This is a genomic window from Pseudomonas brassicacearum subsp. brassicacearum, from assembly GCF_008801605.1.
GTDB lineage: Bacteria > Pseudomonadota > Gammaproteobacteria > Pseudomonadales > Pseudomonadaceae > Aquipseudomonas > Aquipseudomonas brassicacearum.
This window is the reverse complement of record NZ_VZPJ01000009.1, coordinates 143,536-159,776: the sequence shown is the minus strand read 5'-3', so window position 1 is coordinate 159,776 and position 16,241 is coordinate 143,536. Positions and strand designations below refer to the sequence as shown.

Here is a 16,241-nt window from a genome sequence, read left to right as displayed (position 1 = left end):
GAAATTTCAAGCGTGGCGATTTTCGATCAACCCACTTAAGGATGAGGTGAACACAATGTTTTCTCATGAAGGTACTGCAATAGAGGTGTTGCTCTTCATTTTTGGCTTTGCCGGGTTTGCCCTGGCACTGTGGTTTGTTCATGCCTATTTCGAGCGAAAGGCTAAAGATGGTGTAAAAAAACAACATTCAGCTCATAGAGGCAGTTGAGCATCGGCTGATGCTGCTCCCCAAGAATTTTTAACCCTCAGAAACAACAAGCCCGCACACTCATGATGAGGTGCGGGCTCTTGATGACCCCAGCCTGCAATCAGAGACGCATGCCTTTGAACGGGTTCCAGCCTTGCTCGCCTTTCACTTCCTTGAGGTAGTAGGCGTAGTTGGCCATGAGTGCGTACATCATCGACAGGGCAATGCTCAGGCCTGTACTCAACGGCCGAGGAAACTCCATGCCGAGGATTGCGAAAATCACGCTCAATGCGATATTGATCGCCAGGAAAATACCCAGCAGGGCGAGGTTTTTCTTCCAGAGGCCGAGGACGAACAGGTAGATAGGGCCGAAGAAAAACGCAATCACGTTGGCGTTGATGAGGATTTTCTTCTTGACGCCTGGCAGCGTCTTGACGGCTTCCTTGTAGCGCGGGTCGTTTGGTGCACCATAGGTTTCAAAGAAGTCAAAGCGTTCCTGCCACTTGGCGCTGTATTTACCCGTGCTTTGTACTTGTTCAGTTGTGCTCATTTTGCAAGGCTCCTGCTTTCCATTAGTAATTTTTCTTTCTTCCAAGAAATCCTGTGCTCTGTTTCTAGCGCATTGATTGCTTTGATCTTTGACAAAGGGCGCGAGTGAATCGCCTGAGGTGTTTATTTTGCCGTTTTATGGTCATTGGTGTGGAACATTCCGCACTGGCCACTTGAGCGGTCGCCTGGTCTGTGACGTGCTTCACTCTATTTTTTTCAACGGGGGCGCCGGCCGACTTTCAGGAGCGGCTGACGCTGTCTCCGTAGACACGGATCATGTCCAGCAGGTTCTTGACCCGCAACGGCAGGTTGCCGGCTGGATAGACCGCATGCATGCGCGGGTCTTCACCTGTGCTGGAGGTCAGCTTGTACTCGGGGAACACCCGCGCCAGGCGTCCCGCCGCCACTTCCGGCTCCGCCAGCCAGTCGGCCAGGCGGGCAATCCCGGCACCGGCCAGCGCAGCCTGGAACACCGCCGCGCCGGAACTGAAGCGAAACTTGGGGTGCACGCGAAAGCTGCCGGCCTGGCCCGGCCCACGAAAATTCCATTCCTTGAGAATCCGCGGTGCCGTGTGCAGGATCAATGCGTGCTGTTCCAGCGCCTCGATGGAAGCCGGCAGCCCGCATCGTTCCAGGTAGCCAGGGCTGGCGTAGAGGTAGCGCGAATAGCTCCACAGCGGGTAGCCGATCAGGTCGCTGGATTGTGGAAAGGCGCCGCGAATCGAAAAGTCCAGCTTGCCCTTGACCGGATCGACCGCCGCATCGGTGAAGATCACATCCACGCTGACATCGGGATAACGCTGGCTGTACTGGGCGATCAACCCGGGGATCACCGTGTGGGCGAAGGATTGCGGTGCGGAAAAGCGGATCCAGCCGGTGGCCAGGCCGCTGAGCCCGGCCAGGTCCTCGTCCGCCTCACGTTGCAGATCGAGCATTCTGTAGGCGTGGGGCAGTAGCCGCTCGCCGGCCTCGGTCAGCGTCACGGCATTGGCCGAGCGATTGAACAGCTTGACCCCGCTGCGTTCTTCCAGCCCTTGAATGGCGCGGGTCAGCGAGCTGGGGGAGCGCCCCAGGCTGCGGGCTGCGACGACAAAGCTGCGCTTGCGGGCCACCGTCGCAAAGGCTTCAAGATCAGCCAACATATCCAGCGCCACCGGCTACCTCATTGCACTTTTCACAATATGACATTGCAACACAAAAAAGCCCTTTCCGTTAGCCTTCCCGCTCTCAGCACAAGGACGTAGCTAAACAGGAGCGATGGATATGTCGACGCTGGATGAAACACTCAGAAAAGCAACCGCTCTTGCGGGTGAAGCGACCCACGAATGGCGGGTGCCAAAAGCCCCCCTCTCGACCACCCACCCCTTTATTGCCAGAGCCTGATTCAATGTTCGATATCGTCCTGCTATGTGTCTTCGCCTTCGCCGCCGGCCTGATCGATGCGGCCGTCGGCGGCGGCGGCCTGATCCAGATCCCGGCACTGTTCAATGTGCTGCCCAGCGCCCAGCCCGCAGCGCTGCTCGGCACCAACAAGGTCGCGGCGGCCTGCGGCACGGCCTTTGCTGCGCGCTCGTTCTTGCGCAAGGTGGTGATCGACTGGAGCCTGGTGGTTCCTGCCGCTGGCGCGGCCTTTGTCATGGCCTTCGCTGGCGCGGCGACGGTATCGATCGTGCCGCAGGCACTGATGCGCCCGGCGGTGTTGGTGCTAATCATATTGATGGCGATCTACACCTTCTGGAAAAAGGACTTCGGCAGCCTGCACAAGCCCATGCGCATCGGCACCAAGGAGAAGCTGCTGGCGGTACTGATCGGTGGCGCCATCGGTTTCTACGACGGTTTGTTCGGACCGGGCACCGGCAGCTTCCTGATCTTCCTGTTCATTCGCTGCTTCGCCTTCGACTTCCTGCACGCCTCGGCGTCGGCCAAGCTGGTGAATATCGCCACCAATGTCGCGGCGCTGCTGTTCTTTATCCCGAGCGGCAACGTGCTCTACTTGGTAGCGCTGCCGATGGCGCTGTTCAATATCTTTGGCGCGCTGACCGGCACCTGGCTGGCGGTGCGCAAGGGAGTGCCCTTTGTCCGCGCGCTGTTCCTGGTGCTGCTGGTGATCCTGATCAGCAAGCTGTCCTATGACCTGATCTCGGCGGGTTGAGTTGCCCATTGCCCCGCCAAAAAGTGTTCGGCAAGCAGATTCAGCCCCATACTCTCGGTTTTTGCCCCGCAGATATTCAGAAGAGGCCCTGTTTTGTCGAATGTTGAACCCCACCTGCACGCGCTGACGTTGAATCACATCTACGACGGTTTCAAACAGCTGATCCCCATCTCTCTTTTCGTCGTCGTGTTCGGCGTTGCTTTCGGCCTGGCGGCTGCGCAAACGGGCTTGAGTGATACGTCAGCGGTGCTCATGAGCACGCTGGTTTTTGCCGGCGCTTCTCAATTTGCCGCGCTGGACCTATGGGGCCAGCAAGTGCCGGTCGTTCCGCTGATGATCACCGTCTTCGCCATCAACGCCCGGCACTTATTGATGGGCGCGACGCTTTACCCGTGGCTGCGGGAGCTGCCCGTTGCCAAGCGCTACGGTGTCATGCTGGTTGTTTCGGACGCCAACTGGGCCATGGCGATGCAGGCGTTCAGTCGTGGCAAGCCGGGGCTCGGGCTTTTATTCGGCGGCGGCATTGCACTCTGGGTCGCGTGGATCCTGGGCAGTTGGCTGGGGCTTCATTTTGGCAGCGCCATTGAGAACCCGGTCAGTTTCGGGCTCGATATGGTGATGGGCTGTTTCTTGTTGGCGATGGTCGTCGGCGGGAAGAAAAACCTGCGCATGTTCATCATCTGGACCGTGGCGGCCTGCTCATCGCTGTTGGCTTACTGGTACTTGCCGGCGAACAGTCATGTCGTGGTCGGCGCTTTGGCGGGGGGCATTCTGGGCGCGCTGTGGATGGAGAAAAAACAATGAGCATTGAAACGGCGGGTTACGGCACCCTGGTTGTCATATTGATAATGGCCGCAGTGACATTGGCGACTCGGTGGGGCGGTGTTTTCGTGATGTCGTTCGTGCCGATCAACTATCGGGTGCAGCAGTTCATCACGGCCATGTCCGGTTCGGTGTTGGTGGCGGTGTTGGCTCCGCTGGCGGTTAAAGGTGACAACGGCGCGCGCCTGGCTTTGCTGACCACGGCAATCGTCATGCTGACACTGAAAAAACCGCTGCCGGCAATTGCGGCCGGCATACTTGCAGCTGCTTTAGCCAGGCAGTTCTGAAAGGTCGAGTCGCCCGCGAACAAGCGAGCGACGAAACCCCATCAATACCCAGGTCAAAAACTCAGCGCCGCCGCTTCCCCAAACGAGTGATCCTGTACGCCCGTCATGAAGTGCAGCGACATCTCCTGTGGCGCCTCGATGGGTGGAATTTCAAAACTCCCCACCACCTGACCCTGAAGCGCACTCAGCCGCATCGACTCTTCTTCCTTTAACTTTGCCATTCTCGCGTGATTCGCTGCGATTTCGTTGAGAGTTGACACAGTACATCTCCGTTTGCTGACCAAGCATTGATTAATTTGCCGCCGCGTCAGAATTACGTCGTTCTTGGCTGCTGAGACAGGCCAGTGCAAACCCTGAGCCAGACGTGGCCGCCTGTTGGCCCCGATACTCGACAGGTGACGAATGGCGGACAGACGTGCATTGACGTCGGCAACGTTGCAACCATGCCTCAACAATAAGTCACTGATAATACAATCCGGCCCCCCCCGATAGGGTCAGTCGGTCTCGGCGTTGTAGACGCTTGATCGGTATGTCGAATGCCTGTGCAGCACAACCACTGCGGCTCCGATCAGACTGGTGGCAACCGCCAACAGCAGAATCACCTGCTGCGTTCCAACCGGCGCGGCCAGCACCGCGACCAGCAGGCCCGCGAGCGGTTGCGACAGGTTGTTGAGCAGTGTGATGACGCCGACGGTCTTGCCGAAGTCCTGGGGCGGAATGACTTGCTGGCGGAGGGTGCGGAAGTAGACGTTGAACATTTTGTCGAAACCGACAATCAGCAAGAAACCGACGACGTAGCCCCCTGTGTTCGGACTGAGGGCGGTGATGAAGGCGCCGACGGCAATCAGCGTGTAGGAGAGGGCACCCAGTAGTTTCAAGGGCAAGGTGACCCGAGCCAGGAGAAACAGGATGAGGATGGTGGTGACGGCACCGGCTGCCTGTAAACCTGCGTAGTCATCCTTGTCGGCGCCGTAATGGCCGATGACCATGGCCGCCGAGGTGGCGAGGGTGACGCCGATGATCAGGTTGACGCCCACTGCCAGGCTGATGATCTTTTTCAGTTCCGCCAGGTTGCGAATGTGGCCTAAGGCAATGCGCAATGGGTTCAGCCAGAGATCGTGATGTTGCTCGAAGGTTTCCAGGGTGACCGAACTGATGCGCTGCCAGTACAGCATCGCCAGGTCCGCCAGCAGGAACAGCCCGGCAATCGCCAGCACCACCCAGTGCCACGCCCACACCTCAAGCAGCAGCGCAGCGATCAGCGGGCCCAGTACCAAGCCGGTCTGGTCGGCGATTTGCGAGTAGGACAGGGTCTTGGTGTAGGTGTAGTGCTTGAAGATGTACGGCATCACCACTTCGCGGGCCATGATGCCCTGCGTGGTCAGCACGCCGCACAGGGTCGAGAGCGCGACGATCCAATAGATACCGCCGAAGACACCATAGAGCACGACCGTCACCCCGCAGGCGACGGCGCGATAGACCTGGCTGATGTGCAGGATGCGAATCGGCGAAAACTTGTCGCACAGCGCGCCGCAGATGGGGAACGCCAGATAGCGTGGCAAGGACTCGACGAAGAACGCCAGGCCTGCCCAGGCGACGCTGTTGGTGGTCTGGAAAACAATCAGCGGGACGATGAACAGCAAAATCTGGTCGGCCAACCGGGAGAGGAACATCGAGACGAAAAAAGCCAGGTAATCCTTGCGCATGAAACTCCTTGATTGCTGTGTTCAGGTGTTATCCGGTCCAGGCAAACGGCGCTCAGCGTGATATGGAACTAATATCACCGTTAGTCTCTATATCTTTACAGGGGTCATCCCTTTTTTGAGAGAACTGCCATGTTCAAATCGCGCTCGTTGGTTGCTGCAGTGACCTGTTTCGCCCTGGCGGCTGGCCCTGGCATTGTTGTCGCGGACCCGGGCAACGGCAAGGGAAACGCTCAATTCGATCAAGGTCCTGGCCACGGACAGGGAGGCAAAGGCGGGCAGGGCAACAAGGGCGGCCAAGGAAATCCCGGTAACAAGGGTAACCAGGGCGGCAAAGGCAACCAAGGTGGTGGCGGCGGCGATTGGCATAACGGCCCGAGCCTCGACCGCAGCGGCATCCTCGGTGTGATTGGCGGTTATCGCGATTACTGGAGCCCCGGCCCGGCGTTGCCGCCAGGCATCCAGAAAAATCTTGCACGAGGCAAGCCGTTGCCACCCGGTATCGCCAAAAAGCTCGATGGGCGACTGCTGGGGCGGTTGCCGCACTATGACGGCTATGAGTGGCAACAGGTCGGCACGGACCTGATCCTGGTGGCGATCGCCACTGGCATCATCTATGAAGTGCTCAATGGTGCGTTCGACTAAGTCGGAGTAATGCCAATCAGTTAAGCGAAAACACCTGTGGGAGCGAGTATGACCGGGAGAGTCAGGCCGGCCGCAAGGCCGCCTCGCGAGCAAGCTTTGCTCCCACAGATCTGACGGGTGTATGACCGGGAGAGCCAGGTCGGCTGTCAGGCCGCCTCGCGAGCAAGCTTTGCTCCCACAGGTCTGATGGGTGTACGACCGGGAGAGTCAGGCCGGCTGTCAGGCCGCCTCGCGTCGGACGTTGATCGCGGCGGGCCCACGGAGCAATGCCTTCGTTCAGGCATGCCGAGCCTAAGCGAGGCACCGAGTGGTGGGGCATGTAGCGCTTTGGTTACTTTCGACTGGGCCGGCTTCCGGGCTTTTCGAAAGTGACTCGCCGTCAGGGCGGAACCCTAAGTGGCCGTTACCGCAGCAACGGATATGTACTCAATCAACAAGAGCCAGCCCACTCCCACAGGTTTCGTATCAGCTTTCCAGTTGCCGCAAGCGTTTGTACAAGGTATTGCGGCTGACCCCCAGCCGTCGCGCCAGGTGTGAAATATTCCCGCCCACTGCCTGCAACTGACGGTTCAGGTCCTCGGCATCGTTCAGGTCCACCGTCAGCGGCTCAGGCGTTTCCACCGGTTCCATTTCAAGGTCGACAAAGAAGTCGTCGGGCAGGTGTTCCGGGCGGATCGGCTGCTCCTCGGCCATTGCCAGGGCCACTTGCAGCACGCTGCTGACCTGTCGCAGGTTGCCCGGCCATGGATGGCGCTCGAACAGGTCCAGTACCTCGCGGCTCAGGCCGGCCCATTGGGTCGGTTCGCGGTGGTGTTCCCACAGGCGTTTGAACAGGGCCTGTTTATCGCTGCGTTCGCGCAGCGGTGGCAGTTCCAGGGTCAGGCCGCCGATGCGGTAGTACAAGTCTTCGCGAAACCGCCCCAACTGCACCTGTTCACGCAGCGAGCGGTTGGTGGCGGAGATGATGCGGATGTCCACCGGGAACAGCTCCGCGCTGCCCACCGGCTGTACGCAACGTTCCTGCAAGACTCGCAGCAGCCGGGCCTGGGTCGGCAGGGGCATGTCGCCGATCTCGTCGAGGAACAGCGTGCCCCGGTCGGCCTTGCGGATCAGGCCGATGCTGCCTTTCTGATTGGCGCCGGTGAAGGCGCCTTTTTCATAACCGAACAATTCCGATTCCACCAACTCGGCGGGGATCGCTGCGCAGTTGACGGCAATGAACGGCTGCTTGCAGCGCGAACTGGCCTGGTGCAGGGCTTTGACGAAGACCTCCTTGCCAACGCCGGTCTCGCCGTGGATCAGCAGCGGAATGTCCTTCTCCAGCAAGCGCTCGGCCTGGCGCACGGCTTTCTCCACGCGGCTGTCACCGAAGTGCAGGGTGTTGAGGCTGATGACATGGGAGGCAGGAGCCGAGGTCGGCATGGGCGCGGGCTCGGTAAAGACCCGCGCCTTGATAGAAACCTGGCTCGGGCGCCTGAGCAAGCACTGGAAACGATTGCTGCCGGACGCTTGCAGGGCGAACGGCAGGCCGTCGGGCTGGTTCAGCAGTTCCAGCAGCGAGACCTTGAACAGGCTTTCGATGCTGACCCGCGACAGGCTCAGGCCCAGCAGGTTGTCGGCCCGACGGTTGGCGGACAGGACCTGGCCGCTCTCATCGAAGATCAGCAGCCCGGCCCATTGGCTGTCGAGGTTGTTCAGGCCGGTGTTGAAGGTCAGTTGAAAGTGTTCACCGCGAAACAGGTTGAGGATCAGCCGGTTCTCCACGGTCTGGCTCATCATCTTGACCATGCCCAGGGTATGGGAGGGCGGCAGGTAGCTGTCACTGGAGACGTCCAGCACGGCGATGACCTTGCGCTCGGCATCGAAGATCGGCGCGGCGGAGCCGGTCATGAAGCGATTGGCCTTGAGGAAGTGTTCATCGTGCTCGATGTGCACCGCCTGTTCGCAGGCCAGCGCGGTGCCGATGGCGTTGGTGCCGGTGCAGCGCTCCATCCAGCTCGCCCCGGCGCTGAAGCCATGGGCCAGTTTCGGTTCGATGAAGCGCTGGGTGCCCCAGGAGGTCAGCACTTGGCCCTGGTTGTCGGCCAGCATGATCAGGCAGTTGGAGTTGCTCAGGATGTTTTCGTAGTACGGCAGGACTTCCTGGTGGGTGGTCTGCACCAGTGAATGCTGGCTCTCCAGCAACTGGGCGATGCCTTGGGCGGGCAACTGGTCGAAGGCCGGCACGCTTTGATGGTTCAGGCCGAAGGCACGGCAACGGGACCAGGAGGCCTGGATGATTGCCTCGTGAGACAAGGCTGGAGCAGGTGCGGCCATGGGGCACTCTCGCAGGAGCTGTTTTTATTGTTGTGGCAAGTCTCGCACAGACTCCTTGTGCTGGGGCAGATCCAAACACTACTTAAATTGGCTCGCTCCCACTGGTTCAGTGTTGTTCAAAATTGTTCATTGTCAACCCGCTCGTTGTTCAGTTGTTCATTCCTGATTGTTCACTTGTGTTCATCAACGAACGTCTTTTTCCTACGGATAAATAGAAATTTTAAACAGATCAATAGGTTGTGGTTTCTGGCACGGCTTTCGCTTTCTAACTCGGGTCGCTTGACTCCAATAATAAAAAGGCCGAGCCATGTCATTAAAGCTTGAGCACATCTGTCGCACCGTCGAAGGCCAGACCTGGATCGACGATGCCAATCTGAGTTTCGAACCCGGATCCTTCAACGTTTTGCTGGGCCGTACATTGTCCGGCAAGACCAGCCTCATGCGCCTGATGGCCGGGCTGGACAAGCCCGACAGCGGCCGCATCCTGATGAACGGCGTCGACGTCACCAAGCGCCCGGTGCGGCTGCGCAACGTGTCGATGGTCTATCAGCAGTTCATCAACTACCCGACCATGACCGTTTTCGAAAACATCGCCTCGCCGCTGCGCCAGGCCGGTGTGTCCAACGAGGTGATCCAGAGCAAGGTGCTGGAAACCGCCAGGATGCTGCGCATCGAGAAATTCCTGCAGCGTCACCCGCTGGAATTGTCCGGCGGCCAGCAGCAGCGCACGGCCATGGCCCGGGCCTTGGTCAAGGACGCCGAACTGATCCTGTTCGACGAGCCGCTGGTGAACCTGGACTACAAGCTGCGTGAAGAGCTTCGCCAGGAAATGCGCGAATTGTTCCAGGCCCGCCACACCATTGCCGTTTACGCCACCACCGAGCCCAACGAGGCGTTGGCCCTGGGTGGCACCACCACGATCCTGCATGAGGGCCGGGTGATCCAGAGCGGCAAATCGTCCTCTGTGTATCACCAGCCGCAAACCGTGCTGGCCGCCGAATTGTTCTCCGAACCACCGATCAATCTCATGCCGGGACGCATCGCCGGCAACGAGGTGAGCTTCGCCAATTTCGTGCACTTCCCGCTGAACGTCGACCTGCGCCCGGTGGGCGAGGGTGAGTTCCGTTTTGGCGTGCGCCCCAGCCACATTTCCCTGGTGCCGAGCAACGACGACGACCTCGAACTGGCCGTGACCGTCGAGGTGGCCGAGATCAGTGGCTCGGAGACCTTCCTGCACGTGCGCAACGAGCATTTCCTGCTGGTGTTGCACTTGCCAGGGGTGCATGAGTACGACGTGGATGCGCCGATTCGCATCTACATTCCGACCCATAAACTGTTTGTCTTCGACGCCCAGGGCAAGCTGGTCCAAGCCCCAGGGCAGCGTATCGCGAGGGTTGCCTGATGGCCGAAATTCGTTTGCAGAACCTCGCCCACAGCTACACCAGCACGCCGGCGGGCCCCGAGGATTATGCGATCCGCGAGATGAACCACATCTGGGAGCAGGGCGGCGCCTATGCACTGCTCGGGCCTTCGGGCTGCGGCAAGTCCACGTTGCTCAACATCATTTCCGGACTGCTGAGCCCTTCCGAAGGGCAGGTGATGTTCGACAGCAAGGTCGTCAACGAGCTGACCCCGGAGCGCCGCAACATTGCCCAGGTGTTCCAGTTCCCGGTGGTGTACGACACCATGACCGTGTTCGACAACCTGGCATTCCCGCTGCGCAACCAGGGCATGGCCGAGGCGAGGATCCACACCAAGGTGCAGGAAATCGCCGAGGTCCTGGACCTGCAGAACCTGTTGGACAAAAAGGCCCGCAACCTCACCGCCGACGAAAAACAGAAAGTCTCCATGGGCCGCGGGCTGGTGCGCGACGATGTGTCGGCGATCCTGTTCGACGAGCCGCTGACGGTGATCGACCCGCACCTGAAATGGAAACTGCGGCGCAAGCTCAAGCAGATCCACGAGCAGTTCAACATCACCATGGTCTACGTCACCCACGACCAGTTGGAAGCCTCGACGTTCGCCGACAAGATCGCCGTGATGTACGGCGGCCAGATCGTGCAATTCGGCACGCCTCGGGATTTGTTCGAGCGCCCCAGCCACACCTTTGTCGGCTACTTCATTGGCAGCCCGGGGATGAACCTGATCGAGGTCACGGCGCAGCCCGGTGGCGTCGGCTTCGGCTCGACTCACTTGCCTCTGTCCGAAACCTTGCAACGTCGGGTCGCCGAAGCCCAGGGCAAAAGCCTGAAGGTCGGTATCCGTCCCGAGTTCGTGCATGTCTGGGACGGCCCTTACGACGATGCGATGCGCGCTGACGTGGTCCACGTCGAAGACCTGGGCACCTACAAGATCCTGACCCTCAACCTCGATGGCGTACCGCTGAAAGTGCGCCTGGCCGAAGACAAGCCAGTGCCCGAAGGCACCGCGTACATCAGTTTTCCGGGCCAATGGCTGATGGTCTATGCCGATGAATACCTGCTGGAACCGTTGAGTGAGGTGCAGCCATGAACAAGGTGCAGAACAACAAGGCCTGGTGGCTGGTATTGCCGGTGTTCCTGCTGGTGGCCTTCAGTGCCGTGATCCCGATGATGACCGTGGTCAACTATTCGGTGCAGGACATCTTCGACCAGTCCAGCCGCTACTTCGTCGGCGCCGACTGGTACAAGCAGGTGCTGCTCGATCCACGGCTGCACGACTCGCTGCTGCGCCAGTTCATCTACTCGGCGTGCGTGCTGCTGATCGAAATCCCCCTGGGCATCGCCATCGCCCTGACCATGCCGACCAAGGGCAAATGGTCGTCCCTGGTGTTGATCATCCTGGCGATCCCGCTGCTGATTCCCTGGAACGTGGTCGGCACCATCTGGCAGATTTTCGGCCGCGCCGACATCGGCTTGCTGGGCTCCACCCTCAATGGCCTGGGCATCAACTACAACTATGCGGCCAACACCATGGACGCCTGGGTCACCGTGTTGGTGATGGACGTCTGGCACTGGACTTCGTTGGTAGCGCTGTTGTGCTACTCGGGGCTGCGGGCGATTCCGGACGTGTACTACCAGGCCGCGCGGATCGACCGGGCTTCCAGCTGGGCGGTGTTCCGGCACATCCAGTTGCCGAAGATGAAGAGCGTGCTGCTGATCGCCGTGATGCTGCGCTTCATGGACAGTTTCATGATCTACACCGAGCCGTTCGTACTCACTGGCGGCGGGCCGGGCAACGCCACCACGTTCCTCAGCCAGACCCTGACGCAGATGGCTATCGGCCAATTCGACCTGGGCCCGGCGGCGGCGTTTTCCCTGGTGTACTTCCTGATCATTCTGTTGGTGTCCTGGCTGTTCTACACCGCCATGACGCACTCCGACGCCAACCGTTGAGGCCCGCACGATGAGCAAGAGAAAGCTGATACCCCTGCTGATCTACATCCTGTTCCTGCTGGTGCCCATCTACTGGCTGCTGAACATGTCGTTCAAGAGCAACACCGAGATCCTTGGCAGCCTGACTTTGTGGCCGCAGGATTTCACGTTCCACAACTACAAGGTGATCTTCACCGACCCGAGCTGGTACACCGGTTACCTCAACTCGCTGTACTACGTGAGCCTGAACACGGTGATTTCCCTGTGCGTCGCGTTGCCGGCGGCCTATGCGTTTTCCCGTTACCGGTTCCTGGGGGACAAGCACCTGTTCTTCTGGCTGCTGACCAACCGCATGGCCCCACCGGCGGTGTTCCTGCTGCCGTTCTTCCAGCTGTATTCGTCCATCGGGTTGTTCGACACCCATATCGCCGTGGCCCTGGCCCACTGCCTGTTCAACGTGCCGCTGGCGGTGTGGATCCTCGAAGGGTTCATGTCCGGGGTGCCGAAAGAAATTGACGAGACCGCCTACATTGACGGCTACAGTTTCCCCAAGTTCTTCACCAAGATCTTCATTCCGTTGATCGGCTCCGGCATCGGTGTCACGGCATTCTTCTGCTTCATGTTTTCCTGGGTCGAGCTGTTGCTGGCCCGGACGTTGACCTCGGTGAATGCCAAGCCGATCGCGGCGGTCATGACCCGTACGGTGTCGGCGTCCGGTATCGACTGGGGCGTGCTGGCGGCGGCGGGGGTGTTGACCATCCTGCCGGGCATGCTGGTGATCTGGTTCGTTCGCAACCACGTGGCCAAGGGCTTCGCCCTGGGCCGAGTCTGAGGAGTCGATGATGGAATGGATGAATTGGACCGTCCCCACGGCGGTATTTTTCGGGGTTATCGCCTTGTTTCTGGCAGGCATGACCACCTGGGAGTTGCGTTCGCCGAGCATCCCTCGGCGTGGTTTCCTGCCGATTACCACGACCCGTGGCGATCGGTTGTTTATCGGTCTTCTCGGTAGCGCCTACCTGCACCTGCTGGTAATCGGCGCCACCGACTGGAGCATCTGGATAGCGTTCGCGTTGTCTTGGGTGTGGCTGTTGGCAGTGATGCGGTGGGGCTAGTCGCGAAGGTTCGCCGATCAGGCTCTTAAACCCAAACAGGAGGTCTCTATGTTCAATAAAAACAATAAGCTGCGACATAGCGTTTCATTGGCAGCCATGCTGGCACTCAGCGGGCTGAGTGCTGCGGCCTGGGCCGACGCCTATGAAGACGCCGCAAAAAAATGGATCGGCAGTGAATTCAAACCGTCGACCTTGACGCAAGACCAGCAGCTTGAAGAACTCAAATGGTTCATCAAGGCATCCGAGCCGTTTCGCGGCATGAAGATCAACGTGGTGTCGGAAACCCTCACCACTCACGAATACGAGTCCAAGGTACTGGCCAAGGCCTTTACCGAAATCACCGGGATCCAGTTGACCCACGACCTGCTGCAAGAAGGCGACGTGGTGGAGAAGATGCAGACGGTGATGCAGTCGGACAAGAACATCTATGACGGCTGGGTCAACGATTCGGACCTGATTGGTACGCACTTTCGCTACGGCAAGACCGAATCGATCACCGACCTGATGGCCAACGAAGGCAAGGCCTACACTTCGCCAACCCTGGACATCAAGGACTTCATCGGTATTTCCTTCACCACTGCGCCGGACGGCAAGATCTATCAGTTGCCCGACCAGCAATTCGCCAACTTGTACTGGTTCCGTGCCGACTGGTTCGAGCGTCCGGAGCTGAAGGCCAAGTTCAAGGAGAAATACGGCTACGAGCTGGGCGTACCAGTGAACTGGTCGGCCTATGAAGACATCGCCAAGTTCTTCTCCGAAGACGTCAAGGAAATCGACGGCAAGCGTATCTACGGTCACATGGACTACGGCAAGAAAGACCCCTCCCTGGGCTGGCGCTTCACCGATGCCTGGTTCTCCATGGCTGGCGGCGGCGACAAGGGCCTGCCCAACGGTCTGCCGGTGGACGAGTGGGGTATTCGCGTCGAAGACTGCCATCCGGTCGGCTCCAGCGTCACCCGTGGCGGCGATACCAACGGCCCTGCAGCGGTGTTCGCCACCACCAAGTACGTGGACTGGTTGAAGAAGTACGCGCCGCCGGAAGCGGCGGGCATGACCTTCTCCGAATCCGGCCCGGTACCGTCCCAAGGCAACATCGCCCAGCAGATTTTCTGGTACACCGCGTTTACCGCCGACATGACCAAGCCGGGCCTGCCGGTGGTGAACGCCGATGGCACGCCGAAATGGCGCATGGCACCTTCGCCACGTGGTCCGTATTGGGAGCAGGGCATGAAGCTGGGGTATCAGGACGTGGGTTCCTGGACATTCATGAAGTCCACGCCTGAGAAACAGAAACTCGCGGCCTGGCTCTATGCGCAGTTCGTGACGTCCAAGACCGTGTCGCTGAAGAAGACCATCGTTGGCCTGACGCCGATTCGTGAGTCGGACATCAACTCCCAGGCGATGACCGACCTGGCGCCGAAACTCGGTGGCCTGGTGGAGTTCTACCGCAGCCCGGCCCGCGTGCAATGGACCCCGACCGGGACCAACGTGCCGGACTATCCGCGCCTGGCGCAGCTGTGGTGGAGCCACATCGCCGAAGCCGCCAGCGGCGAGAAGACCCCGCAGCAGGCCCTCGATGGCTTGGCCAAGGACCAGGATGCGATCATGACGCGCCTGGAACGCTCCAAGGCCCAAGCCACCTGCGCCCCGAAAATGAACCCCGAGCGCGACGCGCAATACTGGTTCGACCAACCGGGTGCACCGAAGCCGAAACTGGCGAACGAGAAGCCTAAAGGTGAAACCGTGAGCTACACCGAGCTGTTGAAATCGTGGGAGGCAGCACGCAAGTAAAGCCCCAAGCGTGAAAACGAACGGCACCGAAAGGTGCCGTTTTTTTTTGCGTGCGCTTGCACAGTTTTTCCGCGTCGCTCACAGACCTCGCGTACACCACAAATCCCTTGCTCGCGAAGGCGGTGGCACATTCAGCATTGATGCAAGCAGACCCACCGCTATCGCGAGCAAGCTCGGCTCCCACAGGGATCGGCAGTGAGCACTGATCCTGTAAACAACCAAAGAACTGTGTGGAGGGCGATCTGTGGGAGCAAAGCTTGCTCGCGATAGCGGTGTGACAGTCAATGAAGGTATTGGGTGTCAGCCGGGGACCTGTGCGTTAGCCGGCCTTGGCCGAGCTTACCTGGGGGCGTTCGGCCATGGGCGATGGCTTGTTTTTCATCAACGTGTCCAGCGCTTGCCGGTAGTTTTTGCCCGCCAGGCTCATGCTGTTGTTATGCGTGGCCCCCGGCACCAGCAGCAGGCGCTTGGGCTCCCGGGCGGCGTTGAACAGTTGCTCGCTGAAGCGCGGCGGTACGTAGCGATCGGCAGAGCCATGCACCACCAGCAGCGGCATGTTGATCTCGCCGATTTTGTCGATGGAGTCGAATTTCTGCGACAACAACCAGCGCACCGGCAGGGACGTATTCGCCATCGCGGTGGCGACATCGCCCAGGGAGGTGAACGTGGATTCGATGACCAGGCCTCGGACCTGGGCAGCACCATTCTTCGCGGCCTCCTGGCCCAACTGCGCAGCGAGATCCACCGCGACGGCACCGCCCAGAGAATGACCGTAGATCAGCCGCAGGGCCGGGTCCGGTTGCAGTACCTTGAGACGTTCCCAGGCGATGCGCGCATCTTCATAGACGCTGGCTTCCGACGGCAGATCCCCATGGCTTTTGCCAAAGCCACGGTAATCGATAGCCAGCACCGAATAGCCCAGCGCCCTCAGTTGCTGGATACGAAACAACTGGCCGGTCAAATTCCAACGCACACCGTGCAAGTACAGGATGGCCGGCGCATTCTTGCGTTCGGCCGGCCACCACCAACCGTGGATATTTTCCCCGGCCTTGAAGCTCTTGGGCTTGAGATCGAATTCCTGCACGCCGCTGGGAAGCCCACTGAACCAGCTCGCGGTCCCCGGCTCGATGCGAAAGACCAGCTCGCGTTCCTTATGCTGCAGCACTGCACAGCCCACCGGCAGCCCGACCACCATTGCGCTCATGACAAGGAAGGCCAGCCAGCGCCGCCGAAGGCGAGAGAATAAAGGTAAAGGCATCGACGCAATTCGCTACTCGAAACTGAAGATGCCTTGTAGCAGATTCTCCGAAAGCGGCGCAGG

Annotated in this window: 17 protein-coding genes; 11 read left to right on the top strand and 6 right to left on the bottom strand. The window is 59.7% G+C overall.

All coding sequences use genetic code 11. From position 1 onward, the window contains the following. Window positions 1-55: 55 nt before the first annotated feature. Window positions 56-208, top strand: coding sequence for a hypothetical protein (locus F7R20_RS31695; protein WP_167780664.1), 153 nt, complete (start codon window positions 56-58; stop codon window positions 206-208). Window positions 209-308: 100 nt separating this feature from the next. Here the strand turns inward: F7R20_RS31695 and F7R20_RS20670 are convergent, their stop codons facing one another. Continuing rightward, on the bottom strand, window positions 309-737 hold the full coding sequence (locus F7R20_RS20670) for a DUF2628 domain-containing protein (protein ID WP_003203778.1): 429 nt from the start codon (window positions 735-737) through the stop codon (window positions 309-311). A gap of 238 nt (window positions 738-975) precedes the next feature. Further along, the gene (locus F7R20_RS20665) at window positions 976-1,890 is read right to left on the bottom strand and encodes a LysR family transcriptional regulator (RefSeq protein ID WP_003203776.1); all 915 of its coding nucleotides are present in this window, start codon (window positions 1,888-1,890) and stop codon (window positions 976-978) included. A 233-nt stretch (window positions 1,891-2,123) separates the two neighbouring features. On the opposite strand from F7R20_RS20665, the gene F7R20_RS20660 reads away from it, so the two are divergent. From F7R20_RS20660 to F7R20_RS20650, 3 genes are all read left to right on the top strand, one after another. Then, window positions 2,124-2,888: a sulfite exporter TauE/SafE family protein gene (locus F7R20_RS20660; RefSeq protein WP_003203774.1), complete on the top strand. Its 765-nt coding sequence runs from the start codon at window positions 2,124-2,126 to the stop codon at window positions 2,886-2,888. A 93-nt stretch (window positions 2,889-2,981) separates the two neighbouring features. Further along, window positions 2,982-3,692 (top strand): AzlC family ABC transporter permease, encoded by a 711-nt coding sequence (locus tag F7R20_RS20655; protein ID WP_003203772.1) that lies wholly within the window; start codon window positions 2,982-2,984, stop codon window positions 3,690-3,692. Beyond that, entirely contained in the window at window positions 3,689-3,997 is a 309-nt protein-coding gene (locus tag F7R20_RS20650; protein WP_003203770.1) for an AzlD family protein, read from the top strand. The genes F7R20_RS20655 and F7R20_RS20650 overlap by 4 nt, the downstream gene beginning before the upstream one ends. Window positions 3,998-4,050: 53 nt before the next feature. Here F7R20_RS20650 and F7R20_RS20645 read toward each other — a convergent pair whose 3' ends face one another. Both F7R20_RS20645 and F7R20_RS20640 read right to left on the bottom strand, forming a co-directional pair. After that, window positions 4,051-4,257 carry a hypothetical protein gene (locus tag F7R20_RS20645; protein ID WP_027912993.1) on the bottom strand — a complete coding sequence of 69 codons (207 nt, stop codon included), beginning with the start codon at window positions 4,255-4,257 and terminating at the stop codon, window positions 4,051-4,053. Window positions 4,258-4,491: 234 nt separating this feature from the next. Further along, entirely contained in the window at window positions 4,492-5,703 is a 1,212-nt protein-coding gene (locus tag F7R20_RS20640; protein WP_003203768.1) for an MFS transporter, read from the bottom strand. Between the two features lie 129 nt (window positions 5,704-5,832). Between F7R20_RS20640 and F7R20_RS20635 the strand changes: the two genes are divergently transcribed. After that, window positions 5,833-6,345, top strand: a complete 513-nt coding sequence (locus tag F7R20_RS20635; RefSeq protein ID WP_003203767.1) for an anti-virulence regulator CigR family protein — start codon at window positions 5,833-5,835, stop codon at window positions 6,343-6,345. A gap of 465 nt (window positions 6,346-6,810) precedes the next feature. On the opposite strand, the gene F7R20_RS20625 is transcribed toward F7R20_RS20635, so the two are convergent. Further along, complete coding sequence (locus F7R20_RS20625; RefSeq protein ID WP_003203766.1) at window positions 6,811-8,661, bottom strand: sigma-54-dependent Fis family transcriptional regulator; 1,851 nt, start codon at window positions 8,659-8,661, stop codon at window positions 6,811-6,813. A gap of 307 nt (window positions 8,662-8,968) precedes the next feature. Between F7R20_RS20625 and F7R20_RS20620 the strand changes: the two genes are divergently transcribed. From F7R20_RS20620 to F7R20_RS20595, 6 genes are read left to right on the top strand one after another with little or no spacing between them, the layout of a single operon-like run. Further along, window positions 8,969-10,063, top strand: coding sequence for an ABC transporter ATP-binding protein (locus tag F7R20_RS20620; RefSeq protein ID WP_003203764.1), 1,095 nt, complete (start codon window positions 8,969-8,971; stop codon window positions 10,061-10,063). After that, complete coding sequence (locus tag F7R20_RS20615; protein WP_003203761.1) at window positions 10,063-11,172, top strand: ABC transporter ATP-binding protein; 1,110 nt, start codon at window positions 10,063-10,065, stop codon at window positions 11,170-11,172. Before F7R20_RS20620 ends, F7R20_RS20615 begins: the two co-directional genes overlap by 1 nt. Beyond that, on the top strand, window positions 11,169-12,035 hold the full coding sequence (locus F7R20_RS20610; protein WP_003179834.1) for a carbohydrate ABC transporter permease: 867 nt from the start codon (window positions 11,169-11,171) through the stop codon (window positions 12,033-12,035). Before F7R20_RS20615 ends, F7R20_RS20610 begins: the two co-directional genes overlap by 4 nt. A 10-nt stretch (window positions 12,036-12,045) precedes the next feature. Next, window positions 12,046-12,846 (top strand): carbohydrate ABC transporter permease, encoded by an 801-nt coding sequence (locus tag F7R20_RS20605; RefSeq protein ID WP_003203759.1) that lies wholly within the window; start codon window positions 12,046-12,048, stop codon window positions 12,844-12,846. 10 nt (window positions 12,847-12,856) lie between these two features. Then, the gene (locus tag F7R20_RS20600) at window positions 12,857-13,129 is read left to right on the top strand and encodes a DUF2160 domain-containing protein (protein WP_003203757.1); all 273 of its coding nucleotides are present in this window, start codon (window positions 12,857-12,859) and stop codon (window positions 13,127-13,129) included. Between the two features lie 48 nt (window positions 13,130-13,177). Next, window positions 13,178-14,920, top strand: coding sequence for an ABC transporter substrate-binding protein (locus F7R20_RS20595; protein ID WP_003203755.1), 1,743 nt, complete (start codon window positions 13,178-13,180; stop codon window positions 14,918-14,920). Between the two features lie 319 nt (window positions 14,921-15,239). Here F7R20_RS20595 and F7R20_RS20590 read toward each other — a convergent pair whose 3' ends face one another. Then, complete coding sequence (locus F7R20_RS20590; RefSeq protein ID WP_003203753.1) at window positions 15,240-16,178, bottom strand: alpha/beta hydrolase; 939 nt, start codon at window positions 16,176-16,178, stop codon at window positions 15,240-15,242. Window positions 16,179-16,241: the final 63 nt, after the last annotated feature.